General features: G+C 60.1%; 20 protein-coding genes and 1 tRNA gene. 12 read left to right on the top strand and 9 right to left on the bottom strand.

Annotated elements, in window-relative coordinates; all coding sequences use genetic code 11:
• Window positions 1-67: 67 nt before the first annotated feature.
• The 3 genes from AOA61_RS26755 (at window position 68) to AOA61_RS26745 (ending at window position 3,314) form a co-directional block, all read left to right on the top strand.
• Complete coding sequence (locus AOA61_RS26755) at window positions 68-730, top strand: RraA family protein (protein ID WP_095185500.1); 663 nt, start codon at window positions 68-70, stop codon at window positions 728-730.
• 11 nt (window positions 731-741) lie between these two features.
• Window positions 742-1,950 (top strand): pyridoxal phosphate-dependent aminotransferase, encoded by a 1,209-nt coding sequence (locus AOA61_RS26750; RefSeq protein ID WP_099603071.1) that lies wholly within the window; start codon window positions 742-744, stop codon window positions 1,948-1,950.
• Window positions 1,951-2,045: 95 nt separating this feature from the next.
• Entirely contained in the window at window positions 2,046-3,314 is a 1,269-nt protein-coding gene (locus tag AOA61_RS26745) for a cation:dicarboxylase symporter family transporter (protein ID WP_095185498.1), read from the top strand.
• 109 nt (window positions 3,315-3,423) lie between these two features.
• Here the strand turns inward: AOA61_RS26745 and AOA61_RS26740 are convergent, their stop codons facing one another.
• Window positions 3,424-3,882: an Hsp20 family protein gene (locus AOA61_RS26740; protein WP_032885931.1), complete on the bottom strand. Its 459-nt coding sequence runs from the start codon at window positions 3,880-3,882 to the stop codon at window positions 3,424-3,426.
• A gap of 297 nt (window positions 3,883-4,179) precedes the next feature.
• On the opposite strand from AOA61_RS26740, the gene AOA61_RS26735 reads away from it, so the two are divergent.
• The 7 genes from AOA61_RS26735 to AOA61_RS26705 are packed head-to-tail and all read left to right on the top strand — an operon-like array spanning window position 4,180 to window position 13,608.
• Window positions 4,180-4,995 carry an ABC transporter permease gene (locus AOA61_RS26735; protein ID WP_095185497.1) on the top strand — a complete coding sequence of 272 codons (816 nt, stop codon included), beginning with the start codon at window positions 4,180-4,182 and terminating at the stop codon, window positions 4,993-4,995.
• Entirely contained in the window at window positions 4,985-6,253 is a 1,269-nt protein-coding gene (locus AOA61_RS26730; RefSeq protein ID WP_099603070.1) for an ABC transporter ATP-binding protein, read from the top strand. The genes AOA61_RS26735 and AOA61_RS26730 overlap by 11 nt, the downstream gene beginning before the upstream one ends.
• Window positions 6,250-7,674: a polysaccharide pyruvyl transferase family protein gene (locus tag AOA61_RS26725; protein WP_099603069.1), complete on the top strand. Its 1,425-nt coding sequence runs from the start codon at window positions 6,250-6,252 to the stop codon at window positions 7,672-7,674. Before AOA61_RS26730 ends, AOA61_RS26725 begins: the two co-directional genes overlap by 4 nt.
• Window positions 7,667-8,371 carry a 2OG-Fe(II) oxygenase family protein gene (locus AOA61_RS26720; RefSeq protein WP_099603068.1) on the top strand — a complete coding sequence of 235 codons (705 nt, stop codon included), beginning with the start codon at window positions 7,667-7,669 and terminating at the stop codon, window positions 8,369-8,371. Before AOA61_RS26725 ends, AOA61_RS26720 begins: the two co-directional genes overlap by 8 nt.
• A gap of 11 nt (window positions 8,372-8,382) precedes the next feature.
• Window positions 8,383-10,539, top strand: a complete 2,157-nt coding sequence (locus tag AOA61_RS26715; protein ID WP_099603126.1) for a glycosyltransferase — start codon at window positions 8,383-8,385, stop codon at window positions 10,537-10,539.
• Window positions 10,540-10,558: 19 nt separating this feature from the next.
• Window positions 10,559-11,533 (top strand): bifunctional 2-polyprenyl-6-hydroxyphenol methylase/3-demethylubiquinol 3-O-methyltransferase UbiG, encoded by a 975-nt coding sequence (locus tag AOA61_RS26710; RefSeq protein ID WP_241089452.1) that lies wholly within the window; start codon window positions 10,559-10,561, stop codon window positions 11,531-11,533.
• Window positions 11,534-11,550: 17 nt separating this feature from the next.
• Window positions 11,551-13,608: a glycosyltransferase gene (locus tag AOA61_RS26705; RefSeq protein WP_099603067.1), complete on the top strand. Its 2,058-nt coding sequence runs from the start codon at window positions 11,551-11,553 to the stop codon at window positions 13,606-13,608.
• On the opposite strand, the gene AOA61_RS26700 is transcribed toward AOA61_RS26705, so the two are convergent.
• The 6 genes from AOA61_RS26700 to AOA61_RS26675 all read right to left on the bottom strand — a co-directional run bounded on the left by AOA61_RS26700 (window position 13,609) and on the right by AOA61_RS26675 (window position 18,950).
• The gene (locus AOA61_RS26700) at window positions 13,609-14,478 is read right to left on the bottom strand and encodes an NAD(P)-dependent oxidoreductase (RefSeq protein ID WP_099603125.1); all 870 of its coding nucleotides are present in this window, start codon (window positions 14,476-14,478) and stop codon (window positions 13,609-13,611) included. It abuts the gene before it with no gap.
• Entirely contained in the window at window positions 14,471-15,382 is a 912-nt protein-coding gene (locus tag AOA61_RS26695; RefSeq protein WP_095185491.1) for a glycosyltransferase family 2 protein, read from the bottom strand. The genes AOA61_RS26700 and AOA61_RS26695 overlap by 8 nt, the downstream gene beginning before the upstream one ends.
• A complete protein-coding gene (locus tag AOA61_RS26690) occupies window positions 15,360-16,274 on the bottom strand; it encodes a glycosyl transferase (RefSeq protein ID WP_256583498.1) in 915 nt (304 codons plus the stop codon). Before AOA61_RS26690 ends, AOA61_RS26695 begins: the two co-directional genes overlap by 23 nt.
• A gap of 188 nt (window positions 16,275-16,462) precedes the next feature.
• Complete coding sequence (gene wecB, locus AOA61_RS26685) at window positions 16,463-17,566, bottom strand: non-hydrolyzing UDP-N-acetylglucosamine 2-epimerase (protein WP_256583497.1); 1,104 nt, start codon at window positions 17,564-17,566, stop codon at window positions 16,463-16,465.
• A 351-nt stretch (window positions 17,567-17,917) separates the two neighbouring features.
• Window positions 17,918-17,993 (bottom strand) — tRNA-Asn (locus AOA61_RS26680).
• A gap of 60 nt (window positions 17,994-18,053) precedes the next feature.
• Window positions 18,054-18,950: a LysR family transcriptional regulator gene (locus tag AOA61_RS26675; RefSeq protein WP_032885932.1), complete on the bottom strand. Its 897-nt coding sequence runs from the start codon at window positions 18,948-18,950 to the stop codon at window positions 18,054-18,056.
• Window positions 18,951-19,051: 101 nt separating this feature from the next.
• On the opposite strand from AOA61_RS26675, the gene lldD reads away from it, so the two are divergent.
• On the top strand, window positions 19,052-20,194 hold the full coding sequence (lldD, locus tag AOA61_RS26670; RefSeq protein ID WP_099603066.1) for an FMN-dependent L-lactate dehydrogenase LldD: 1,143 nt from the start codon (window positions 19,052-19,054) through the stop codon (window positions 20,192-20,194).
• A gap of 281 nt (window positions 20,195-20,475) precedes the next feature.
• Window positions 20,476-21,402: a GGDEF domain-containing protein gene (locus AOA61_RS26665; protein WP_032885934.1), complete on the top strand. Its 927-nt coding sequence runs from the start codon at window positions 20,476-20,478 to the stop codon at window positions 21,400-21,402.
• Window positions 21,403-21,422: 20 nt separating this feature from the next.
• Here the strand turns inward: AOA61_RS26665 and AOA61_RS26660 are convergent, their stop codons facing one another.
• Window positions 21,423-22,223, bottom strand: a complete 801-nt coding sequence (locus AOA61_RS26660) for a TenA family transcriptional regulator (protein WP_032885936.1) — start codon at window positions 22,221-22,223, stop codon at window positions 21,423-21,425.
• 45 nt (window positions 22,224-22,268) lie between these two features.
• Entirely contained in the window at window positions 22,269-24,731 is a 2,463-nt protein-coding gene (locus AOA61_RS26655) for an EAL domain-containing protein (RefSeq protein ID WP_099603065.1), read from the bottom strand.
• Window positions 24,732-24,772 lie beyond the last annotated feature (41 nt).

The following is a 24,772-nucleotide window of genomic DNA, read 5'->3' as shown; positions in this document are numbered from 1 at the left end:
CTCTTCGTTCATCACTCCTAAGATCCGGCCATAGCCCATCGCTATCTAACAATTCTGGAGATTTGCCATGTCCTTGCCCGGTTCACGCATCCTTCCCAACGCGCCCATGGCCCCGGCCGAACTGGTCGAGGCGTTTGCCCAGGTGGTCACGCCGCATATCAGCGACAACCTCGGCCGGCATATCGGCGCCCGTGGACTCACGCGCTACAACCGCAGCGGCAAGCTGGTGGGCACGGCGATCACGGTCAAGACCCGTCCCGGCGACAACCTGCTGATCTACAAGGCCATGAGCATGCTGCAACCCGGCCATGTGCTGGTGGTGGACGGCCAAGGCGACACCAACAACGCGGTGATCGGTGAGCTGGTCAAGCTCTACGCCCAACAGCGTGGTTGCGTGGGGTTTGTGATCGACGGCGCGATTCGCGATGTCGCCAGCTTTGAGGACACCCCTTGCTACGCCCGCGCCGTGGTGCACACCGGCCCTTACAAAACCGGCCCCGGCGAAGTGAACGTGCCGGTGTCCATCGGCGGCATGGTGATCAATCCCGGCGACCTGTTGGTGGGTGATGAAGACGGCTTGGTCGCGTTCTCCCAGGCCGACGCCGCCGAAGTGCTGCGCCGCGCCGCGCAACATGCCGAGCACGAAGAAGCGGTCAAGGCCGAAATTGCCAGCGGTGCGGTGCGCCAGAGCTGGATCGACAAGGCCCTCAACAATGCCGGCCTGGTGTGAAGGAGTCCGAGATGAGCACTGCATTTTTGTCGGACCGTGTCCTGGGTATCGCGCCCTCCCCCAGCATTGCTGCCAACGCCCTGGTCACCGAGTTGCGCGCCCAAGGCCGCGACATCGTTAACTTCACCGTGGGCGAGCCGGACTTCGACACCCCAGCGCATATTCTTGAGGCCGCCAGCCTGGCGATGCACAACGGTGATACCCATTACACGGCCACCCCAGGCACCCTCGCGCTGCGCCAGGCCATCTGCCTGAAACTGCAGCGCGATAATGAAGTGGTGTATGGGCTGGACGAAGTCGTCGCCGGTTGCGGTGGCAAGCACATCATTTATCACGCGTTGGCCGCCACGTTGAATCGCGGCGATGAAGTCATCGTGCACACGCCGTATTGGGTCTCGTACCCGGACATCGCACGGCTCAACGATGCCACGCCGGTGATCATTCCTGGCGATGAACGCCTGGGTTTCAAGCTGTCGCCCGCCGCGCTCGAAGAGGCGATCACCCCACGCACCAAATGGGTGATCCTCAACAGCCCGAACAACCCCAGCGGCGCGGTGTACAGCGAAGCCGAGCTGCTGGCCCTGGCGCAGGTGTTGCGCCGCCATCCCCATGTGCTGGTCATGGCCGATGAGATCTACGAACACTTCGTCTACGGAGACGCCCGGCATGTGCCGTTGACACGCCTGGCGCCCGACCTCAAGCCACGCACGCTGATCGTCAACGGCGCGTCCAAGGGCTATGCGATGACCGGTTGGCGCCTGGGCTTTGGCGCGGGGCCGGCGTGGTTGATCGCGGCCATCGCCAAGTTGTTGTCACAGACCACCACCTGCCCCAGCTCATTGAGCCAGGCGGCAGCGGTGGCCGCGTTTGCGGGTGATCAGGCACCTATCGCCGGCATGCGCGGGGAATACCAGCAACGCCGCGCGCGGATTCTGGCGCTGCTTGAGGGCATCCCCGAATTGGGCGTTACACCACCGGATGGCGCGTTTTATGTATTCGCCAACGTCAGCGGCCTGATGGGAAAGCTCACCCCCCAAGGTGATCGCCTCGACAGCGACACCCAACTGGTGGACTACCTGCTGCGCGACTACGGCCTGGCCACGGTCAGCGGCGCGGCCTACGGCATGTCGCCGTATGTGCGCCTGTCGTTCGCAAGCTCCCTGGACGTGATCGAAGAAGGGTGCCGTCTCCTCAAAGACGCATGCCACGACCTGCGCTGACGGCCACCCGTAACACCCGGCGACCAGCGGACGGACGCCTTTTGACTGCCTAGAACAACAATTTAAAAATCATTGATCTCAAATGAGGCATTCCCATGCACACGCCCCGTATCGCGCTGGTCTGGCAAATCATGATCGGCTTGCTCGCCGGTATCGCCATTGGTGCCCTGCTGCACCGCTTTCCCGAATCCCGACCATGGCTGGTGGACAATGTCCTGCAACCGGCGGGCGATATCTTTATCAAGCTGATGAAAATGATCGTGGTGCCCATCGTGTTTTCCTGCATGGTGGTGGGCATTGCCGGGCACGGTGACGGCAAATCCCTGGGCCGTATCGGGGTCAAATCCCTGAGCTATTTTTTCTGCATCACCACCCTGGCGATTATCATCGGCCTGGTCATGGGCAACCTGCTCAAGCCCGGCGCCGGCACTGAACTGTCCAGCCTGCACGCGGCGAATATCACCCTGCCCACCAGCAACGGCGCCGGTCATAGCCTGGGGCAGATCATCGTCGGCATCATCCCCGACAACGTGGTCAACGCCATGGCCCAGGGCAGCCTGCTGTCGGTGCTGTTTTTTGCGGTGATGTTCGGCCTGGGCGTGGCGCGCCTGCCCGCCGAGCGCAAAGACCCGGTCATCGCACTGTTGCGCGGCGTCAGCGATGCGATGTTCAAGGTCACTTCGATGATCATGGCCTACTCGCCCATCGGCGTGTTCGGCATGATTGCCGTGACCGTGGCCAACTTCGGCTTCAGCTCGTTGCTGCCACTGGCCAAGCTGATCATGGTCAGCTATGCGGCCATCGCCTTCTTTGTGCTGGTGGTGCTCAACCTGGTGGCGCGCCTGTGCGGGATCAACCTGTTCGCGCTGATGCGTCATATCAAGGATGAACTGGTACTGGCCTTCTCCACCGCCAGCTCTGCGGCGGTGATGCCGCAACTGATGAAGAAACTCGAGACCTACGGCGTACCACCTTCACTGGTGAGCTTTGTGGTGCCGGTGGGTTACTCGTTCAACCTCGACGGCGCCTCACTGTTCCTCGGCATCGGCACCCTGTTCGTCGCGCAGTTGTACGGCATTGATTTGAGCCTGGGCGATCAGGCCTTGCTGGTGGTGACCATGGTGCTCACCTCCAAGGGCGCGGCTGGGGTGCCGGGGTTCATGTTCGTGATTCTTTCGGCCACCCTGGCCAGCGCCGGTTTGCCGTTGGAAGGCATCGCGTTTATCGCCGGGGTGTACCGCTTGATGGAGATGCCGACCACAGCGCTGAATGTGCTGGGCAATGCGTTGGCGCCGTTGGTGATTGCCAAGTGGGAGGGGCGGGCTGGGCAGCAGCAGAACGCGCAAAATGTGCAGATGCAATGAAGCGGCGGCTGTGCTTTTGTGACGAGCCCGCTCACCACAAAAGCGGCTAATTTTGACCTCGCCACATCGAATAAAGGCGCTCCGAAGAGCGCCTTTATTCATTCCAGCCTTACTGCTCGCTGATGGATTTCACGTCAGCCTTGGCCGCACCGCCAATCGCAATGCGCTTAGGCTTCGCTTCCTCCGGGACCACCCTGAGCAGATCAATGCTCAGCAACCCATTGGCGAGTTGCGCGCCCTGCACTTCAATGTGGTCGACCAGGCGGAACGACAGACGGAACGCGCGCTGGGCAATGCCTTGGTGCAGGTAAGTGATGCCCTCATCGTGTTCACGCTTGCCACCGGCGACGGTCAACACGCCTTTTTCCACCTGGATCTCCAGGTCATCCTCAACCAGTCCTGCGGCCGCGATGACGATCCGGTAATGATCATCACCGTGCTTTTCGACGTTGTGAGGTGGATAGGTGGTACCGGCCTCGCTGCGAAGCGCCGATTCAAAAAGGTCGTTAAACCGGTCAAAACCAACGGAATGACGGAACAGTGGGGCCAACGAGAGAGTAGTAGCCATTGCAAAATCTCCTGAGTTTTCTCCAAGTGATTTGATACGCGACCCGCATTCGGCATCGCGTAAAACCTAAGTAGGATCAGGGGAAAAAATTTCAAGCGGCGCCCACAAAAAAATTTTACTCGCACCGAGGATTGCATGAAGACCGGCTGACGCACCGGCGCGTCAGGGCCATCGCGGGAGCCACCAGCAATACAGGGCTGATCAAGGTCGATTGAACAATCCTTAAAAGGCACATAGCGAAACGACAATTGCTGACTAGACTCATGAGCGCACTGCACTGGCCATGGGAATCGTTGGATGAGTCAAACAAACACGCAGGCCGGCATGTTTTCCAGCCCTTGGCGACACAGAGAACTGTTGGTATCCATGGTCCAACGGGATGTAATTGGTCGGTATCGTGGCTCCATTATGGGGCTGTTGTGGTCGTTCCTGAACCCGCTCTTCATGTTGCTGGTGTACACCTTCGTGTTCAGCATGATGTTCAAGATGCGCTGGCCCCAAGGCAGCGGCTCCAGAACGGAGTTTGCGTTGCTGGTGTTTGCCGGCCTGCTGGTGTTCAACGTGTTTTCCGAATGCGTGAGCCGTGCGCCGGGCTTGATCATCTCCAACGCCAACTACGTCAAGAAAGTCATGTTCCCCCTGGAGATCCTGCCGTGGGTAGTGCTGGGCGCGGTGTTGTTCCATACCCTGGCCAGCCTGACGATCTGGCTGGTCTTCCACCTGGTGTTTTTCGGCCTGCCACCGTTGACCAGCCTGCTCTTGCCCTTGGTGCTGCTGCCACTGGTGCTGTTTACCCTGGGCATCTCGTGGCTGCTGGCCTCGCTGGGCGTTTACCTGCGCGATGTCGGCCAGATGGTCGGCGTGCTGACGACGGCCTTGATGTTTGTGTCGGCGATTTTTTACCCTACCAGCGCATTCCCCCAGGCCTACCAAGGCCTTCTGCACCTCAACCCGCTCACTCGGGTGGTCGAGCAGACCCGAGACGTATTGTTTTGGGGCATCGTGCCCGATCCCTTCACATGGGCCTGCGGCCTGGTGGTTGCCAGTGGCGTCGCCTGGCTGGGGTTTATCTGGTTCCAGAAGACCCGCAAAGGATTTGCCGATGTGCTCTGAAATCGCCGTGCAGACGGCCAACCTGAGTAAGAGCTACCACATCTATGACACGCCCAGGGATCGCCTGTGGCAGATGCTATCCCGAGGCAAAAAACATTTTTACCGAGAGTTCTGGGCACTCCAGGATGTGTCTCTGGAGCTGCGCAAAGGCGAGACGGTGGGCATCATCGGTCGCAACGGCAGTGGCAAATCGACGCTTCTGCAACTGATCTGCGGCACGCTTAGTGCCACGTCCGGCAGCCTTCAGAGCCATGGCCGCGTCGCCGCGTTGCTGGAGCTGGGCTCGGGCTTCAATCACGAGTTCACCGGCCGCGAAAACGTCTACATGAACGGTGCCGTGCTGGGGCTGAGCCACGCCGAAATCGAGGCGCGATTCGCCGAAATCACAGACTTTGCCAATATTGGCGACTTTATCGACCAGCCGACCAAGACCTACTCCAGCGGCATGCTGGTGCGGCTGGCCTTCGCGGTGGCGGTGTGCGTGCAACCGGACATCCTGATCGTCGACGAAGCCCTGGCAGTGGGGGATGCATCCTTTCAATTCAAATGCCTCAATCGTCTGGAAGCACTGACTCAACAAGGGACGACACTGCTGTTCGTGTCCCATGACATGGGCATGGTCAAACGTTTTTGCAATCGGGTGATTTACCTGCGTGAAGGCAAGGTGCGCGCCAGCGGTTCTCCCGAAGAAATGGCCGAACTCTACCTGCTCGAAATGCGTGACGAGCAGCGCCGCTGGGCCAGCGGCGGCACGGTGCCCGTTGCCCCCAAGCCGTTTCTCGCCGAACAGGGTGGTATCGCCTTTGGCACGGATGAAGGCCATATTGTTGCGGCCTGCTTTACCAACACTGACAGCCTGTATTCGAGCTTTGTGTATGGCGAAACCATCGAGCTGCGCATCGAAACCCGGGTGCGTGAAACCATCGAGCTGCCGACCATCAGCGTGACAATCCAGGAAGCCCGACTGTTGGTGATCGGCGGGGCCAATCTGCCGCTGCACATGGAGGTCGCGCAAGACGGCTGGCGCAGGGCGAAGATTACCGTCCGCTTCCCCGCCAGCCTCGCGGCGGGCAAGTACCACATCACACTGAAACTGATGAACGGCCACACCGAAGAAACTGCACAGTTGATCGAAAAGCAGGTTGCGCTATTGGCCTTCGACACCTTGCCTGGCACCAAGGACTTCCTGGGCTTCGTCGACCTGGGAATAGAAGCCAGCCCCGGCGCTCAAACAGTCCAATCCGGGGAGTTGCAATGAGTCGAAAATGGCAGGTCGGGATCTTCGGCACCTTCGATGTCGCCAATTACGGCGACTTATTGTTCCCCATCCTCGCCGAGGCGGAGTTGACCAGGCGTCTGGGCCCGATAACGCTTCACCGATTTTCCTATCACGGCAAAGCCGAGCCTGATTGGCCTTACGCGGTCACCTCAGTGACCCAACTGCCCGACATCGCCGCCCAGCTTGACGGGGTATTGATCGGTGGCGGCTTCATCATTCGCTTCGACAAAGTGGTGGCCACCGACTATTACCCGCCGGACGCGTCCATCCACCACCCCACCGGTTACTGGCTGACGCCGGCACTGATCGCGTTGCAACACGGCGTCCCGCTGATCTGGAATGCGCCGGGCATGCATTGCAACGACATACCGCCGTGGGCCGCGCCGCTGGTGAAGCTGACCCTGGATCACAGCCCCCACATCAGGGTTAGGGATGCGCTGTCGCAGGCGGTCTTGGCCCGCGTGTCGGAAACAGCCTCGGTGCAGGTGCTGCCCGACACCGCCTTTGGTCTTCCTCGGCTGCTCGATCCCCAATCACCGTCAGCCGAATTCCTGGCATTACGCGCCAGTGCCGACCTGACCAAACCCTATGTGGTGGTGCACGCCATGTGGGGGCTGGACAGTTTCCTGGCGATGTGGCGAACACATGCCGCCTTGTTCGAGGACCTGCAACTATTGCTGCTGCCCATCGGGCCGGTGCTGGGCGATCACCCTTCAGTCCTGGGCGATGATCTGGAGCGCTCGCGGTGCCTGCCGTATTGGCCCACTCCCCTGCTGCTGGCCGAGGTGATCGCCCATGCCGAAGGTGTGATCGGGCACAGCTACCACTTGGCGATCAGTTCGCTGGTGTTTGGTGTACCGATCTTCTGCTCGGCAGACCTGGGCACCGGCAAATACACCGCACTGCCCAGCCATGGGCGAATCTTCCAATTGCGCCGGGACCAGGCGATTGACCCGCAGTGGTTTCGCGCTCAGTTGGGCAAGCAGCCGATATCTGCCGTCACCGCCTCGGCGATGGAACAGGTCGACGCGCACTGGGACCGTGTGGCAGAGCTGGTTCGCGAAGGTCGCAGGCCCACCCCCCCGGCCCTCAACCGCTACTGGCAAGGCTTGCCCGGTGTTTTGGAAGATCTATACATAGAGAGCCAGCGTCAGGCCGTCGAGCGGGGTGTTTTCGAAGATCTATACGTAGAGAGCCAGCGTCAGGTCGCCGAGCGGGGCGTTTTCGAAGCTCTATACATAGAGAGCCAGCGCCAGGCCGCCGAGCGGCAAGCCGAACACGAACACCATCAACAGGCGCTTGAAAAGTTGTATCGCTCCAACTCTTTCAAGCTGACGGCGCCGCTGCGCCACGCTCGCCGTACTTTGCAGAAATGGCTGGGAGCCCTTCGACATGATTGACCTGAGCAAACTAAGTGCCCATCGCTTGCACACCGCCCCGTATGCCTGGGCCGAGATCGGTGAGTTATATACGCCGGAAGATGCGAGGGCGCTGGCCGAAACCTACCCGCACGATCACTTCAAGACGGTCTCCGGCTACGGCGGGGCGAAGGACTACGAATACGAGGCACGGCAGTTGATCGCAATGGGCAGCCACGAGGTGGTCAACCCACAGACGTTAAGCCGCCAATGGCTGGCATTGACCCACAGCTTGCGTTCGCCGAAGTACCGCCAGGCGATGTCCGCGTTGACCGGCGTGGACCTGACGCAGGTGCCGATGGAGGTCAACGTGTTCCATTACGGGCCTGGGGCCAACCTGGGACCTCACCCGGACCTGGGCGACAAGCTGGTCACGCACATCCTGTATTTCAACCAGACGTGGAACCCGGCCGAGGGCGGTTGCCTGCAAATCCTCGGCTCTGCAGCCCCCACCGATATCGTCGCGCAAGTGGTCCCGGTGATCGGCAACTCAGCCATTCTGGTTCGCTCAGACCATTCCTGGCATGCCGTTTCACGGGTGGTGGACGGTTGCCGCTCCTCTCGGCGCAGCGTCACCGTCACGTTCTATCGACCTGGCTCCAGCAGTTCGATGTGGCCCGCCGATGACCAGACACCGCTGCACGCTTATGGCGAGCAGAACAACCCAACACGCTCGTGAAGGCCAACGACATGGATAAGGACAGCCAAGCTACCCTTGAGCAAGACCGCATGCGCATGGAGCGTGATGCAGCCAGCCGGCAGCGAGACGCAGCAATTGCCTATATCGCAACGTTAAAAAACACGCGCTCCTGGCGGATCACCAAGCCGTTGCGAGCACTGCTTCATTGGTTGCGATACCGATCACTGCACACCGGCCCCGACACTCCCGACTTCCTGCACCAGGACAGTTTTCCTCTTAGCAGCCCGTCGATAAGCAACGGGTCGCCAGCGCCTGACGAAGCTTCGTCAGAGAACCGCTTCGACATCCTCTGCTTCGCCAATATCGACTGGGCCGCGCGTTTCCAGCGCCCCCAGCAGTTGATGAGCCAGTTCGCCCGGCATGGCTACCGCGTCTTCTACATCGTGCCCTCACGCAGTGCCGAGCTCGGCCATGCCTATAGCTGCCTTGAAGTGGCGCCCGGCGTCTTCGAGATTGCGTTACAGCGCCAGGAGTTCGTGGACTGCTACAACGACCGCATCGGAGAAAAAAATCTACTGGCCTATTCGACGGCGATTGAGCAACTGGCCGAGGACTTGCGCATAAAGACGGCGGTGTCCGTCGTCCACCTGGCCTTCTGGGCACCACTCGCCGCTCAGTTGCGCCGAGACCATGGCTGGAAAATCCAATACGACTGCATGGATGACTGGGTGGGCTTTCCGGGCATCGGCAAGGTGTTGCTGGAGGAAGAAGAAACCCTGGTTCGAGACGCCGACTTGGTGACCGTCACCGCCGCCCTGCTGCACGAAAAATGGGCAACGACGAGCAGTAACTGCCTGCTGTTGCGCAATGGTGTGGATTTCGGATTCTTCGAACGCAACTGCGTGCCCAACAGCCTGCTGTCGGACATCCCACGGCCCTTGATCGGTTTTTACGGGGGCCTGGCCGAGTGGGTGGACTTGCAGTTGATCGCCACCATCGCCCGGCAGCGTACAGACTGGAGTTTCGTGTTGATCGGCGACATTTTCGTCAAGGACCTGGCCGGCCTTGACCGTTTGCCCAATGTGCACCTGCTCGGCAGAAAGCCCTATGCCCAGATGCCGTTGTACCTGTACCACTTCAATGTCTGCCTGATCCCATTTCGGCTGTACAACGTGACCCACGCGGTCGATCCGGTGAAATTCTACGAGTTCATCAGCGCGGGTAAACCGGTGGTGTCGGTACCGCTGGAAGAAATGAAGATCTACGACGACTACGTGTATTTCGCCGATGGGCCGCAAGCGTTCATCGAGCAGATTAACCGTGCCTTAAGCGAAACCGATCTCGCGACGCCCACCGAGCGAGTGGCACTCGCCAGCGCCAATGACTGGCGCAATCGCTTCGACGCCAACCTCAGCGCACTGGAGGCGTTGCATCCGAAAGTGTCGATCGTGGTCGTCACCTACAACAATGTCGAGCTGACCCAAGCCTGCGTCGAAAGCCTGCTGCGCAACACCACCTACCCTAATTACGAGCTGATCATCGTCGACAACGCCTCCTCGGACGATACGGGCAACTACCTGCGTTACCTGGGCCGCACCCACGCCAACCTCACCCTGGTGCTCAACGACCGTAACCTGGGCTTCGCCGCCGCCAATAACCAGGGGCTCAAATTGGCAACCGGGGATTACCTGGTGCTGCTCAACAACGACACTGTGGTGCCCAAGGGCTGGATAGACCCGTTGCTCCGCCACCTGCAAGACCCACAGATCGGCCTGGTCGGCCCGATGACCAACTCGGTGGGTAACGAAGCCAAGATCAGCGTCGACTACGCTGACATTGCACACATGGAAGCCTTCGCCGACCGCCACGTCGCGCAGCACCGAGGCCGTACGTTCGATATCAGCATGCTCGCCATGTTCTGCGTGGCCATGCGTCGCGACGTGTTCGAGCGCATCGGCTGGCTGGATGAGGCCTTCGGCATCGGCATGTTCGAGGACGACGATTACAGCCGGCGTATCCAGGCGGCGGGCTTGCGGACCGTGTGCGCAGAGGACGCCTTCATCCATCACGTAGGCCAAGCTTCCTTCAAGAAGCTGATTGTCAGCGGTGAATACCAAGCGCTGTGGGACAAAAACCAAGCGTATTTCGAAAGCAAATGGGGGGCTTGGACACGTCCGCAGCCACAGCGACAACCGGATACGCACTGACCCACCCAAGGAGGACTCCGTGTTCAAGCGAATCATGAGCAAGCTCAGCGGTAAGCTGGAAGAGATAAGCGCCGACAAGCAAGTGACGGCCGATCACTGGTCGGAAAACATGGCCGGCTCCGATGCTTTTTCTGCGGATGTCTACTGGCTCGCCGTTCCGGCGGTACAGCGGCGCCATCAGCGCAAGGCAACGGCTGGCAGCGGCCACCCCGGCTGGGTGCAGTACTGCCTCAAAGAGTTCCTGGGCGACCCGGTGCAAGGCGCTCGGATGCTCAGTATCGGCTGTGGCACCGGCACCCTGGAGCGCGAGCTCTACAGGCTCCACGCATTCGAACACTGCGACGCCGTGGACATCGCACCGGGCGCACTCGACGCCGCCAGGGCAGAAGCGCTGGCGATGGGTGCGTCAACAATCAATTACTCGTTGTGCGATATCGAAAAGACTGACCTGCCTGCCAATCAATACGATGCGGTCTGGTTCAATGGTTCGCTGCACCATATCCGTGAGCTGGAGGTGGTCTGCCAGCGCGTTGCCCATAGCCTGAAACCCGGCGGCTGGCTGTTCTTCAATGAATACGTCGGGGCCAACCACTTCGCCTTTGATGCGCAGCAACGTGCAGCCATCAGCCACGCGTTCGGCTTGATTCCCGAGCAGTTTCGCCGTTCATTCGTGCAGGGTTCATACGGCCAGGTGCAACACGCCGTGCCATTACCCGACCCGGCCGACGTGGTCAAAGTCGACCCTTCGGAAGCCGTGCGTTCGGCGGATATTCTGCGGGTGGTGGGAGAGCACTTTGATATCCGGGCACTGAACCTTTGCGGCGGCTCGCTGCTGCAGTTCCTGATGCACGGTATCGCCGGCAATTTCAAGGAGGACAATCCACAGTCGTTACGGGTGCTGCAAATGTTGTTCGACATCGAAGACGGCTTGATCGAATCCGGCACGCTGAAAAGCGACTTCGTCATCGTCGCCGCCTCACCGCGAAAGTCCTGATAAGGCAGCCCGCCCCTATGCTGACCGATCGGCGTCCCTCACGCTGGAACCGCTGGCGCGTGGCCTACCACCGGCTGCCGCTTCCGGCCAGTATGAAAAAACTGCTCGCGGCCTTTTACCGAAGGGCAGTGCCCAGAGCAGTTCGCGCGCTACGCAGCGCCCTGAACCCCGGGCAGGGTTTCGTCAGCCCTTCGCCAGCCCCGCAGCCACCGCAGGCCGGGCTGGCGGACTACATTATCTGGGGCGCTATCGACTGGGACTTCCGGCACCAACGCCCTCAACAACTGGCCCTCGCGCTGGTCGCCACGGGACGGCGGGTTATTTACGTTTCGACGTCACTGATAGATGCCAGCCACGCCGGCTTTGAGCTTGAGGCGCTGGACCAAGAGCACCGGTTGTTCCAGGTCCACTTGTTCACGCGTGGCGCGCCGCTGATCTACGCCGCGGCCCCTAGCACCGCGCAGGTTCAACAGCTGTGCAGCAGCATCGGCGAGGTGCTGCTTTGGGCCGGCTGCGCACGGGTGATTTCATTGGTGCAACACCCGTTCTGGTGCGACGTCGCCGCTGAGTTACCCGATAGCCGATTGATCTACGACTGCATGGACCATCATCAAGGCTTCGGCGACAACGCAGCGGACATCCTGCTCCTTGAGCAGCGACTGGTCCGGGACGCCGACATCCGACTGTTCACCTCCGACTGGCTGGCCCAGCAATGGCCGGTCCAAGCCAACAGGCCCAGCGCCGTCCTGCGCAATGCCGCAGATTTCAGCCAGTTCTCCAGCGTGCCGGCGTCGATCTACCGTGATCGCTTGCAACGCTCGGTGATTGGTTATTACGGCGCCATCGCCGACTGGTTCGACCACGCGTTGGTGGTCCAGATCGCCAAGGCCTTTCCCCAGCATGTCGTGCTACTGATCGGCGCCGATACAGTAGGGGTTCGTGCCCGATTGCGCGGCTGCCCGAACGTCGAATTTATCGGTGAAGTGCCCTATACCGAACTGCCCTATTACCTGCACGGTTTCGACCTGTGCATCGTGCCGTTCAAGGTGACGCCACTGACACTCGCCACCAACCCGGTCAAAGTCTATGAGTACCTGAGCGCCGGCAAACCAGTGGTTACGGTGGATCTGCCAGAAATGCAGCAATTCGGCGAACAAGTGCAGGTCGCGCGGGATACGCCAGGGTTTATTGCGGCCATTGCCCAAGCGCTGGTGCCGTCAACCATTGAACAGCTTGCCCAACGGCAGGCGTTCGCCGCCCAACAAACCTGGGCACACCGTGCCGATACGCTCATAACCCTGGCCGAACACAGCGAACACGCCCCACGGACCAGCGTCATCGTGGTGACCTACAACAACCTGGCGCTGACCCGCGCCTGCCTGGACAGCCTGGAGCGCAACCGCGAATTCCCCGCGCTGGAGATCATCGTGGTGGATAACGCCTCCAATGATGGCAGCGCCGAATTTCTCACCGAGTGGGCTGCCGGGAGCGGGCAGACACTCATACTCAACACCGACAACCGTGGCTTCGCTGCCGCAAACAATCAGGGTTTAGCGGTTGCCAACGGCGATTACCTCGCGCTGCTCAACAACGACACGCAGGTGACGTCGGGGTGGGCAAGTACATTGCAGCGGCATTTGCAACGCCACCCCGAAATCGGCCTGATCGGCCCGGTGACCAATAACATCGGCAATCAGGCCAAGGTCGACATTGGCTACGCCAGCCTCGCGGACATGCCGCAGGCGGCTCGGCGCTATACCTGCCGGCACCTGGGCGAAGTTGTCCGGCTGCCGACCCTGGCGTTTTTCTGCGTGATGATGCCGCGCAGTACCTACACACGCATCGGCCCGCTGGATGAGGCGTATGGACGGGGATTCTTCGAGGATGACGACTACTGCCGACGGGTCGAGCAAGCCGGATTGGTGAGCGCCTGCGCGCGTGATGTGTTCATCCATCATCACCTGTCGGCGTCGTTCAAACTTATGCACCAAGGCGAGCGTCTGGCGCTGTTTGAACGCAACAAGGCGCTTTACGAAGCGAAGTGGGGCCCGTGGGTGCCCCATGAGCATGAGTGACTAACGCAGTTCCTGTTCCGACAGCAAAAACGTCCTGGGCACAAAGCCAAGGTCCCGCGCTGCATCCCCATGATCGAAGACCAAATCCTGGTTCATGCGCTGCGCCATCGCCGCCGACCACTTACGATAGCGCGGAAGGCAGCGCAGCAGCGGCACGGCAGTCCTGAATACCCAAAGCGGCACCGTGAGCAAACGCGGGCGCCGGTTCAAGGCGCTGAACACTCGGCTCACCATGTCCCGGTACGCCAGTGTTTCCCCGCCTGAAAGGTTATAAGCGTGACGGCACACGTGGGGCGCCTGCACTGCATGCACACAAGCCATCGCCACATCCTCGGCGTGCACGGGTTGGCGCAGCCCCATCGCACGGCCAAACACCGGAAAAAAACCGAACCGGCGGATAAACCGGGCAATCTCCGCGATGTTTTTGTCGCGCCCGTCGCCGTAGATCAACGTAGGCCGCAGGATGCCCCAGTGGACCTGGTGATGCAGCGCCCAATCTTCAACGCGGACCTCGGCGTCGCGCAACTGGCTGGCCAGGTGCTGCTCGTGCAGGTCATCGGAGTGGCTTTTGGTAAAGCAGCTGGTGGAAGAGAGAGCGATGACTTTGCGCGCACCGCAGGCCTGCAGTAGCGCAAAATACTGCGGCAGCACCCAGATCGGCGCCACACAGATCCACAACGAAATAGTCTGCACAGGCTCAGGTTTTGCCAGTTCGGCTAAACGTTGCCAACGAATCGTGCCACTCTCCGTACCGTGCTGTTCCTGCCGGGAAAACGCGACGACCTTGCAGTGTTCGCGCGCAAGCAACGCCAGTACATAACGCCCCACCAAGCTGCTGGCCCCCAGCACCCCCACCGTGACCTCAGGCACGCCCAACGCCCAGTCGAGCCAGCATCAACTTGACGCCATAGTAGGTTGAGACCATACCGAAGCGCAGCCACACCCCCATCACCACCCACCACCACAGCACCTTGGGATACTGCGCCCTGAAATACGTCTCGTAGAAACGCACCATGCCACGGTGTTTGTGCCATTCGACAAAGAATGGCCGGCTCCGGCTGCACGCACCCCGCCAGTGCATGACGCGCGCCTGGGGCACAAACACCACGCGCCACTGTTTCAATCGGAAACGCATGCACCAATCCAGGTCTTCGCAGTGCAGAAAATAGCCTTCGTCCCACAGGCCTACATCGACGAGGGCCTCACGTTTGACCAGCATGCAGGCGCCAGAAATAGCTTCCACGGCGACCGGTTCGTCGGGCAGTGGCTCGCGATGCAACAAGAAGTCCGAGCATAAAGAAGGAAACAGCCAGTCCAGGCGGGACAACCCAAACGCCCGTACGAATGCACGCCTTGGCGTGGGGAACACCCGTCGTCCGCCCGGCTGTTCGGACCCGTCGGGGTTGCACAGGAACCCACCCACCATGCCCGTGGCAGGATCGCTGTGCAGCACGTCCATCATGTGCCCCAGCGCCCCCGGCATCAGCACGCAATCGGGGTTCAGAAATAACAACGTACCCGCATCGCAAACGCCCGCGCCGGTATTGCAGGCCGCGGCAAAACCACTGTTGTGGTTGTTCCTGATGATGCTTACGCGGGCATCGGCCTCATACGCCTTCAAGTGCGCCAGGCTCCCATCGCTCGAACCGTTGTCCACCACGATCACACGCAAGGCGCCTTCCTTCAGCGCCGACGCGACGCAGTCGCCGATCAGCTTGCCAGCGTTGTAGTTAACTACGATCACATCACAGTTATGAATAAAGCTTGGCGGCATCAAAACGCGCCTCCCATGAGTGTTGCCGTGCAAAGGCACAGGCTTCATCGGTATCGCGTTCACACTGCAATGCGGCCTCAGCCAACGCAGCAAGATCAGTCAGCGAGTGGCTGATAAAAACCCCCGGCAGGTCACCACGCTCATGCATCTCGCCGAAATCGGTCGAGATCACCGGCAACGCCAAAGCTCGGTACTCGTAGTATTTGATAGGGTCGACGGCTGCAGTCAGCGCGTTCTGCTTGAACGGAATCAACCCCACATCAAACTCGGCCATAGCACTCAGCGCGGCCCCATGGTCACAGGCGGGCAACACCACCACGTTGGGCGGCAGTCGAGCGCCCAACGTCCCGAAGACCGGCCCGATCAAACGAATTTCATCGTTCGGCCGGGTCTTGGCCAACGCGGCGACCCAGTCCCAGTCAAACCAGGCCGCCATCGTGCCGACGTAGCCGAACACTTTGCGTGCCGACGCGACCGGGGCCGGCTGCACGGCGGAAATCGCCGACAGGTCGAGCCCGTTGAACACCCGTTGTACCTCACGTCGATAACGCCTCCACTGCGCATCGAGGCCGGAACTGGACGCCCAAATAACGTCCACGCGTTGAGCGATCAACCGCTCACAGCGCGCCAACGCAGACTGGGACAGGCCGGTATAAAACGCCGGGAAGTCATCCATGGCGTCGTACAAAGACGCGCAATGAGGAAGCCGCCGCAACAGCAAGTGCGCAAGCGCTGAGGGCTTGCCGATGACAAGCAATGCAGGGACGTCGTGGATGAATGCATCGATCTGCTTCAGCGTGTTTCGCCACAAAAACTGATTCACCCAACCGACGCCTGGCAGCGGCTCGATGGGCAAACCGCCGGGGTTGATCACGCTAAGCCACGACGGCATGCCGGCAGGCTGGTGCGTAGTTGGGGCTACCGATGAGCGCCTGAGATCGCTCCACCGGGGAAGTCGCGTGGGATAAGGGTCTACCCACAGTACCTGCGCGCCCGTGCGGCGGTGAACCCATTCGACAAACTTGTGCGGCCGCTGGGCGAAACTGTCCCAGGGTAACGGCGAGAGGAAGACCAGACGCTTCACGAAAAGTGCTCGCGCAGAACGCTGACAATGCGCCCGGCCGCCTGCCCATCGCCATAGGGCGAGAAACCACGTGCCATGGCGCGATAGGCGGACTCATCGTCCAGTAGGCGCTGCGCCTCTTCAACGATGCGCTCACAGTTCGCGCCCACCAGTTTTACCCCGCCCTGCTCCACTGCTTCCGGCCGCTCGGTTTCATCACGCATGACCAGCACCGGCTTACCCAACGCAGGCGCTTCCTCCTGGACGCCTCCCGAATCGGTCAGGATGAAATACGCCGCTTTCATGGCAGCCACGAACGCCGCGTAATCCAATGGCGCGCACAATCTGAAGTTCGCAATACCCGCCAAGGACGCCTGGGCGACTTCCTGGATATTCGGATTCGGATGCACGGGATACAGAAACTGAACCTGCGGGTTGTTCTCTGCCAGGGTTCGCAACGCTCGGCAGATGCTGCGAAAAGGTTCGCCAAAATGCTCTCTACGGTGAGCCGTCACCAGCACCAGGCGCTTGCTCGGGTCAAGCTCAAGGCCCAGTTGCGGAGCCAGGGTGGCCGTCGCGAGCAGCGCGTCAATCACGGTATTGCCTGTGACAAAAATGTCCGCGCTGCAGACGCCCTCTTTCAGCAGGTTTTGCCGGGCACCTTGAGTCGGTGCGAAGTGCCAACGCGCCAACTCACCGGTAATGACCCGGTTGGCTTCTTCGGGAAAGGGCGATTGCTTGTCCCAGGTGCGCAGGCCGGCTTCAACATGGCCCAGCGGTATACGCTGATAAAAGCATGCCAAGGCGCAGGCCATCACCGTCGTGGTATCGCCTTGCACCAGCACGACATCGGGCTGCTGTTCCAGCAGGACCGTATCCATGTCGAGCAATAACTGGGCGGTCAGGGTGGCGAGGGTTTGACTTGGCCGCATGATGTTCAAGTCAATATCGGGCTCGATCCCGAAAAAACGCAGGAGCTGATCGAGCAAATGACGATGCTGCGCTGTGGCAACGACCCGCACATCGGCCCAACGCTCTTTTTTCAAGGCCAGAATGACCGGGGCCATCTTGATGGCCTCGGGACGCGTCCCGATAACACAAAGGATTTTTTTTGCCGACACAGACCTGTTTCCCTATTCGAAGGAAGCTCAATCACTGCGCTATTCACCAGCCGTTTTGCCCACACGTTCCGTTGTGCCTTTCGATGTAGCTGCCTTCAGGGCCCCATACGCACACTGCAGAGAAGATCTTTGGAATATTTTGATACTAACGAAGCCAGCATAGGCACAGATTGCGCGACCTGCACGGTGCAACGGCGCAACAATCGACGAGATCCTGCTTTACGGGGCAGTTAAAAACACAGAAGGCCCGCGCGATTGCTCGCAGCGGGCCTTTCTTTGTCGGCGGGCACACAGGGCCTTACCAAATTCAACGCAAAAAAAAGCCTGCATCTCTGCAGGCTTTTCTCTATCTGGCTCCACGACCTGGACTCGAACCAGGGACCCAATGATTAACAGTCATTTGCTCTACCAACTGAGCTATCGCGGAATGCGCCGTATGTTACTGATTGAAAAGGAGAAGTCAAGCTTTCAATAACATTCCGGGCGATTAATCCGGATGGCCGGTTGAAAGCTGTGACTCCTTGGCCAATTCCAACCAGGCCCGAGCGGCGGGTGGCAAGTGGGCGCTGGCGCGCCAAGCCAGGGCGATGTGCCAGTCGGTATGAGGTTCATCCAGGGGGATCAGGGCGATGCCGGGGTGTTGGTGCTTGTGCGCGAGCATGCGCGGCAGGAAGGCCGCGCCGAGGCCGGCGGATACCAAGTCGACGATAAAGTCGATCTGGCCGCTGCGCGCTGCCACACGCGGTTGCACGCCTTTGCGCTCGCACGCGGCGAGGATTTTGGCGTTGAGGGCGAAGCCGGCTTCGAACAGGATAAACGGCGAATCTGCCAGGTCGGTGAAGTCGATTCGTTTGCGCTGGGCCAGGGGGTGGCTGATCGGCAGGACGGCCATCAGCGGTTCGTTACGCACGGGTTGGTAGTCGAAACCTTCGTCTATGGGCAGCAAGAGGGCCGCCAGGTCGACCTCACCTGCTTCCAGGCATTCACGCAGGCGTTTACTGCCGTACTCGGTCAGTTCGATGTCGATGTCGGGGTAGCGTGTGCGATAGGTGGCAAACATCGTCGCAAACAACACGCCACAGCCCACCGGCGGCAGGCCGATGCGCAATACACCGCGTTTGAGACCACGCAAGTCATTGATCTCAGCGACCAGATCGTTGTGTTCGGCCAGCAAAACCAGGGCGCGGCTGTAGGCGATTTCGCCAGCGGCGGTGAGTTCATTGCGATGGCCAAGGCGGTTGAGCAGTGGCATGCCCAGTTCGTCCTCCAGGGTTTTGATCGCCTTGCTCACACTCGACTGGGTCAGGGACACCACTTCAGCGGCTTGAGAGAAACCGCCTTGGCGAACCACTTCGACAAAGGCACGCAGTGTTCTCAGGTTCATCAGTATTCCTTTTTCGACTGACTACTAGCGATAAAAGTTGTTTTTATCATGACAGAAGTTTGCCTATCTTGGAGGCACCTTGCCTTGCCGAGATTCCGTGCATGATCATTTCGTCCGCCTCTGACTACCGCGCTGCCGCCAAGCGCAAGCTCCCGCGCTTCCTGTTCGACTACATCGACGGCGGCGCTTACGCCGAGCACACGATGCGCGCGAACAGTTCGGACCTGGCCGAGATCAGCCTGCGCCAGCGCATCCTGCGCAATGTCGACAACCTGAGCCTCAAGACCACGCTATTTGGCCAGGAACTGGACATGCCGGTGATCCTCAGCCCCGTGGGCCTGACCGGCATGTACGCGCGGCGCGGCGAAGTGCAGGCGGCGAAGGCGGCGGCCAACAAGGGTATTCCGTTCTGTTTGTCGACGGTGTCGGTGTGCCCGATCGAAGAAGTGGCGTCCCAGAGCCCGCAGTCGATCTGGTTCCAGCTCTACGTGCTCAAGGACCGCGGATTTATGCGTAATGCGCTGGAGCGCGCCCAGGCGGCCGGCGTCACCACGCTGGTGTTCACCGTCGACATGCCCACGCCGGGCGCACGCTACCGTGATGCCCACTCGGGCATGTCCGGGCCGTTTGCGGCGCAACGGCGCATGCTGCAGGCGGTCACAAAACCGCAATGGGCCTTCGACGTGGGCTTGATGGGCCGTCCACACGACCTGGGCAATATCTCCAAATACCTCGGCAAGCCTACCCACCTGGAAGACTACATCGGCTGGCTGGCGAACAATTTCGATCCGTCCATCAGTTGGAAAGACCTGGAGTGGATCCGCGAGTTCTGGAAAGGACCGATGATCATCAAGGGCATCCTCGACCCCCAGGACGCCAAGGACGCCGTGAGTTTTGGCGCCGATGCCATCGTGGTCTCCAACCATGGCGGCCGCCAGTTGGACGGCGTGTTGTCCACTGCCAAAGCGTTGCCACCGATTGCCGAAGCCGTGGGCGATGACCTGACGGTGCTGGTGGACTCCGGCATCCGCTCCGGGCTCGACGTGGTGCGCATGCTGGCCCTGGGTGCCAAGGCCTGTCTGCTGGGGCGTGCCACCGCCTACGCGTTGGCCGCCGACGGGCAGCATGGCGTGGAGAACCTGCTGGACATCTTTGCCAAGGAAATGCGCGTGGCGATGACACTCACTGGCGTCACATCAATTGACCAGATTGACCACACCACTTTGGTTCAATCAGCCAAATAACTGACGTCATGCGCCGATGGCCTTTTGCTGCGTGAAAAAAGGCCGTTGATTCATAAGGATTATTTTTAAAGTAAACGAAATGGCATGAATCTCGCTCTAACCACGTTCAAGCAGGCTAAGCGATGACATGACGTGCGGGGGCACCCAAGGGTTATAACGCTTTGCAAAGCGGTCTAAACTGTTCCCAATGTTTTACGGAACTGAAGGAACAGTTAGACGCTTGGCACTCGCCACTCTCATCGAGCCTGTAAGACAGCTAAGAGCTTAGAGGCCGATCGCTTATGAAAACACCTACCCAGACCAACGCAATTGACTTCGACAGTGCCAAATTGCAACGCCTGGGATTTGGCCAGCCATCGCTCCTGCCTCGCCGCCCGACGACCGTCGCGCAACTTCGCCAGCAACTGGGAATGCAATTGCAGACCAGCCTGGAGCCGGATCGCATCCTCGGGTTGTTCTTCCGTGAGATCCAGCGCTTGGTGCCCCTTGATGCCCTGCACTATCGCCATCAGGCCAGTGATCTGCGGCTGGAGTTCGGCCAGCGCGGCCACCACTCGGTGAATTACAGCCTCAGCCATGAAGGCGAACACTTGGGTGAGCTGATCTTCCGTCGCAACCAACGCCTCGCCGAAGACGAACTAGGTCAGCTTGAGTCACTGCTGGCCACCCTGCTCTACCCGATGCGCAATGCCCTGCTCTATCGCGCCGCGACCCGTAGCGCGCTGCGTGACCCCCTGACCGAGACGGGCAATCGCATTGCCATGGACCAGACTCTGCAACGGGAAATAGACATGGCGCGCCGGCACCTGCACCCATTGTCCTTGCTGATGCTGGACATCGACCACTTCAAGGTAATCAACGACACCCACGGTCACGCGGCCGGCGATACCGTACTGCGCACCGTCGCAGCGGCCATCAAGGCCCAGTTGCGTAACGTGGACATGGTGTTTCGGTTTGGCGGCGAGGAGTTTCTGATCCTGCTCTCCAACACCGGCCGAGATGCGGCGGCGATGGTGGGCGAGCGGCTGCGGCAGGCAGCACAGGCTCAGGATTACTGGGCGGATGGAAAGCGGATCGAATTGACGGTAAGCCTCGGTTGTTCGACCTTGCTGGCCGCCGAGTCGGTCGAAAGCCTGTTGCGCCGGGCCGACAACGCGTTGTACGTGGCCAAGCGCGAAGGCCGTAACCGCTTGGCAATGGCGGGGTAGAACCCCGCCATTGCGTTACATCAAGCTTCGCTGGCGACGCGCAGCGGGCGTTCACGCACGGCGGTGGCTGGCTTGTCTTTTTCCAAGCGCATGCAGCTTTCCAGGAACAGGTACATGTAGTCATAGCTCTTGCACACGGCCTGGCGCAGCTCTGCCTGCAACGCCTTGGTCGGGTTCATGCCGGCCAGGGTGCAGATGATTTCCAGGGCTTCCCAAGGGTGAGCGTCGTCGTACTGGGCGTGCATCTTCAGCCACTTCATCGCACGCTTGCGGTCTTCCTCGGGGAAAGCCGCCGCGTACACGCCGGTGGAACAGACCACGGCCGACCACTCCCCAGTCGCCCCCTCGATGGCATAGTTAGTCGCAGCCACGGCCACGATCAACGAATCGGATGAGCTGGTGTGCCAGCACCAATGACTCAGCGCATGCAGCTCCGGCGGTACATTCTGGGCCTGCAGCTCTTCGAGGCTGACTCCGTGGGCGCGGGCCCAATGCACCCAATAGTCGGCGTGGTTCAGCTCCACGCGGATATTGCGCATCAGCCAACGTCGCGCCATGTCCTCTCCTGGATGGCGCGCAAATTTGGTCTTGGTGAGGTTCTGTGCCATGTACAAGGCAAACTGTTCCACCACAGGCCAGCCACCAATGAGGTAGTGACGCATGGTCTTGGCGCTGAGCGTGTTGTCACGCATGCGTTGGTACAGTTCGTGCTCGACAACTCGGCGCTTGCTCTCACTACAGTCCTGGATCAATTGCTGAGCCCAGACGGGGTAGCTTGAGGCTTCCATAAGCGGGCCGGTTCTGTTGAAGGTGTCGATCACTGTTAAGGCTCCTTTTTAAGTGTGATTTACAGACCAGCAAATGTTTCAGCGGAATGTGCCGGGCGCCTTCAATAACAGAGGCTGCGGCCGCACAGGTCGACACTGCAAACTATCAAAGGTAAACAATTGCGGTCGTTCAATCAGGTAGCCCTGAGCGTAATCCACACCAATATCGAGTAACGCCTGTTCGATGTGCGGTGTTTCAACAAACTCGGCAATTGTGCGCTTACCCATGACGTGGCCGATGTGATTGATCACTTCGACCATTGCGCGGTTAATCGGGTCGTCCAGCATATCCTTTACGAAACTTCCATCGATCTTCAGGAAGTCTACAGGTAAATGTTTCAGATACGCGAACGAGGACATCCCGGCGCAAAAGTCATCCAGGGAGAAATGGCAACCTAAGGCCTTGAGTTCATTAATAAAGCGAATGGCACTGCCTAAATTTGCTATTGCGCTGGTTTCAGTTATTTCAAAACAAATCATTTCTGGCGGGATGCCGTAAGTGCCGAATTTCTCATGTAAAAACCCGAGAAAATCATCATCGCCAATGGTGATTCCTGACAGATTTATCGCACACATGGCCATAGGCCGGCCCGGACGCTCGTGCATGCAACGGGCGATGATCTTGAACACGTTCTCGACCACCCAACGGTCGAGGGACGTCATCAAACCGTAACGCTCGGCGGCAGGGATAAAGCTGTCGGGGAGGATTGTTCGACCCGCCTCATCATGCAGGCGAAGCAGGATTTCGATATGCCCGTTGCCAGCATCGGTATTTCCCAGCGGTGAGATTTCCTGGGCGTACAGGCAAAACCGGTTCTCCTCCAGTGCCATGTGCAGGCGCTGCACCCAGGCCATCTCGCCAAAACGCACGGACAGCTCCGAGTCGTCAGCGTGGTAAACCTGCACGCGGTTGCGGCCTTTTTCCTTGGCCATGTAGCAGGCCATATCGGCGGCGCGCAGCGAAGTCTCCAAGGTGGTCGGGGTTTGCGAGATATGCACCAGGCCAATGCTCACGGAGGTCATGAACGGCCGGCCCTTCCACACAAAATGCAGGCTCTGCACCGTGTGGCGCAGGCTCTCGGCGATTTTTTCCGCCGCAGCCGCCGGGCAATTCTCCAGCAGGATGCCGAATTCGTCGCCGCCCAGGCGCGCCAGGGTGTCGCCCTCACGCAGGTCCGATTGCAGCAGCGCGCAGATATGCCGCAGCAACTCATCTCCCGCCGCATGGCCGCAGGTGTCGTTGACCAGCTTGAACTGGTCGAGGTCGAGGAACATCAACGCATGCCGCCCGCCCTCAGGTTGCTGCGCCATATGCAGGACCTGTTCCAGCCGGTATTCAAATTCGCGGCGGTTGGCCAGGCCGGTCAAGGCGTCATGCGTGGCCTGCCACGACAGGTTGGCAATGTATTGGCGTTCCTGGGTCATATCGTGCAGCACCAGCACCGCACCGCTGATTTTGCCGGCGCTTCTGATCGGTGCGCCCACCAGGGTGACGGATACCGTACTGCCGTCCAGGCGCTGGATGGTTTTTGAATGCTCGCTGCCCCCCTTAAACTGCCCCTTGACGATGTGCTCGATCAGGGTAAATCCATCGGGTTGGGCGTCGTCATCCAGCAGGTTGAACAGCGCCGCCAGGGGCAGGCCCTGAGCCTGGCCAGAGTTCCAGTGGGTCATGGCCTCGGCGGCGGGGTTCATATAGGTGATTGCACCGTCTACATCGGTGGTAATCACCCCGTCGCCAATTGACTCCAGGGTGATCTGCGCCCGCTCCTTCTCGGCCTGCAAGGCATCGGCGAAGGCATGACGCTGCGTCAGCAGCTTATGGGTACGCAACAGCGCCAGCACGATCAGGCCCAGGGCGGTTGCCAGGTTGGTGATCAGCAGCAACCGCAGAATCATGCGCGAGCCTTCGCCCAGAGCATCGCTGAAGGCCTTGGCAGCCGGCGTCACGCCTTCGTTGATGGCCGTGATATGGGCCTTCCACTGCCGCACATCGTTAGGGTTGACTTGATCGGCCCTGATTGCGCTGTGCATCTCGCGGGCCAGCTCATCCAGTTGAACCAGGTAGCCATCCCCTACTGTCCACAGTTCGATGGCTTTTTCCAGGTAGCTGAAATGTCGGAAGTTGAGGTACAGCCAGATCAGGCTGTTGACGTCATCCGGATGGTTGCCGCCCTTGAGAATGCCCAGACGTGCGGCCTCCAAGTCAGGCGTGGGGCGGTCCAGGGCAATGCGCAGTTCGTGCCCGCCCTGAGGCACGGCGATGGCTTGCTGGTATTTGAGGTAGGTGGCTTGGTCGCGGTTGTCGGCATAGAGCGTCAGATAATAGATGGCGTCCTTCTGGCCCTTGGACCATAAGCTCTCGCCGCCCACATAGCCTCGTACCGCTGAGAGCATGTAGAGACTGACGCAGCCCAATAATGCCTGGAACAGCACGACGGCGATAAAGGGCCAGACAATGCCCAACAGCCTAGGCGTTCCTAGAGTCCGCTTTTGCTTCATGAATTCCCTTGCATATGCACTGCTGGATACGCACGCAAAAC

It is taken from the genome of Pseudomonas sp. 2995-1 (genome assembly GCF_002742505.1).
Taxonomy (GTDB): domain Bacteria; phylum Pseudomonadota; class Gammaproteobacteria; order Pseudomonadales; family Pseudomonadaceae; genus Aquipseudomonas; species Aquipseudomonas sivasensis.
Note: the sequence above shows the minus strand (reverse complement) of the source record. Positions and strands in the feature narration are given on the sequence as shown.

Coding starts and splice junctions, on each gene's coding strand:
- AOA61_RS26755 (WP_095185500.1), top strand. CDS start 68: ATGTCCTTGCCCGGTTCACGCATCCTTCCCAACGCGCCCATGGCCCCG.
- AOA61_RS26750 (WP_099603071.1), top strand. CDS start 742: ATGAGCACTGCATTTTTGTCGGACCGTGTCCTGGGTATCGCGCCCTCC.
- AOA61_RS26745 (WP_095185498.1), top strand. CDS start 2,046: ATGCACACGCCCCGTATCGCGCTGGTCTGGCAAATCATGATCGGCTTG.
- AOA61_RS26740 (WP_032885931.1), bottom strand. CDS start 3,882: ATGGCTACTACTCTCTCGTTGGCCCCACTGTTCCGTCATTCCGTTGGT.
- AOA61_RS26735 (WP_095185497.1), top strand. CDS start 4,180: ATGAGTCAAACAAACACGCAGGCCGGCATGTTTTCCAGCCCTTGGCGA.
- AOA61_RS26730 (WP_099603070.1), top strand. CDS start 4,985: ATGTGCTCTGAAATCGCCGTGCAGACGGCCAACCTGAGTAAGAGCTAC.
- AOA61_RS26725 (WP_099603069.1), top strand. CDS start 6,250: ATGAGTCGAAAATGGCAGGTCGGGATCTTCGGCACCTTCGATGTCGCC.
- AOA61_RS26720 (WP_099603068.1), top strand. CDS start 7,667: ATGATTGACCTGAGCAAACTAAGTGCCCATCGCTTGCACACCGCCCCG.
- AOA61_RS26715 (WP_099603126.1), top strand. CDS start 8,383: ATGGATAAGGACAGCCAAGCTACCCTTGAGCAAGACCGCATGCGCATG.
- AOA61_RS26705 (WP_099603067.1), top strand. CDS start 11,551: ATGCTGACCGATCGGCGTCCCTCACGCTGGAACCGCTGGCGCGTGGCC.
- AOA61_RS26695 (WP_095185491.1), bottom strand. CDS start 15,382: ATGCCGCCAAGCTTTATTCATAACTGTGATGTGATCGTAGTTAACTAC.
- AOA61_RS26690 (WP_256583498.1), bottom strand. CDS start 16,274: ATGCCGTCGTGGCTTAGCGTGATCAACCCCGGCGGTTTGCCCATCGAG.
- AOA61_RS26675 (WP_032885932.1), bottom strand. CDS start 18,950: ATGAACCTGAGAACACTGCGTGCCTTTGTCGAAGTGGTTCGCCAAGGC.
- lldD (WP_099603066.1), top strand. CDS start 19,052: ATGATCATTTCGTCCGCCTCTGACTACCGCGCTGCCGCCAAGCGCAAG.
- AOA61_RS26665 (WP_032885934.1), top strand. CDS start 20,476: ATGAAAACACCTACCCAGACCAACGCAATTGACTTCGACAGTGCCAAA.
- AOA61_RS26655 (WP_099603065.1), bottom strand. CDS start 24,731: ATGAAGCAAAAGCGGACTCTAGGAACGCCTAGGCTGTTGGGCATTGTC.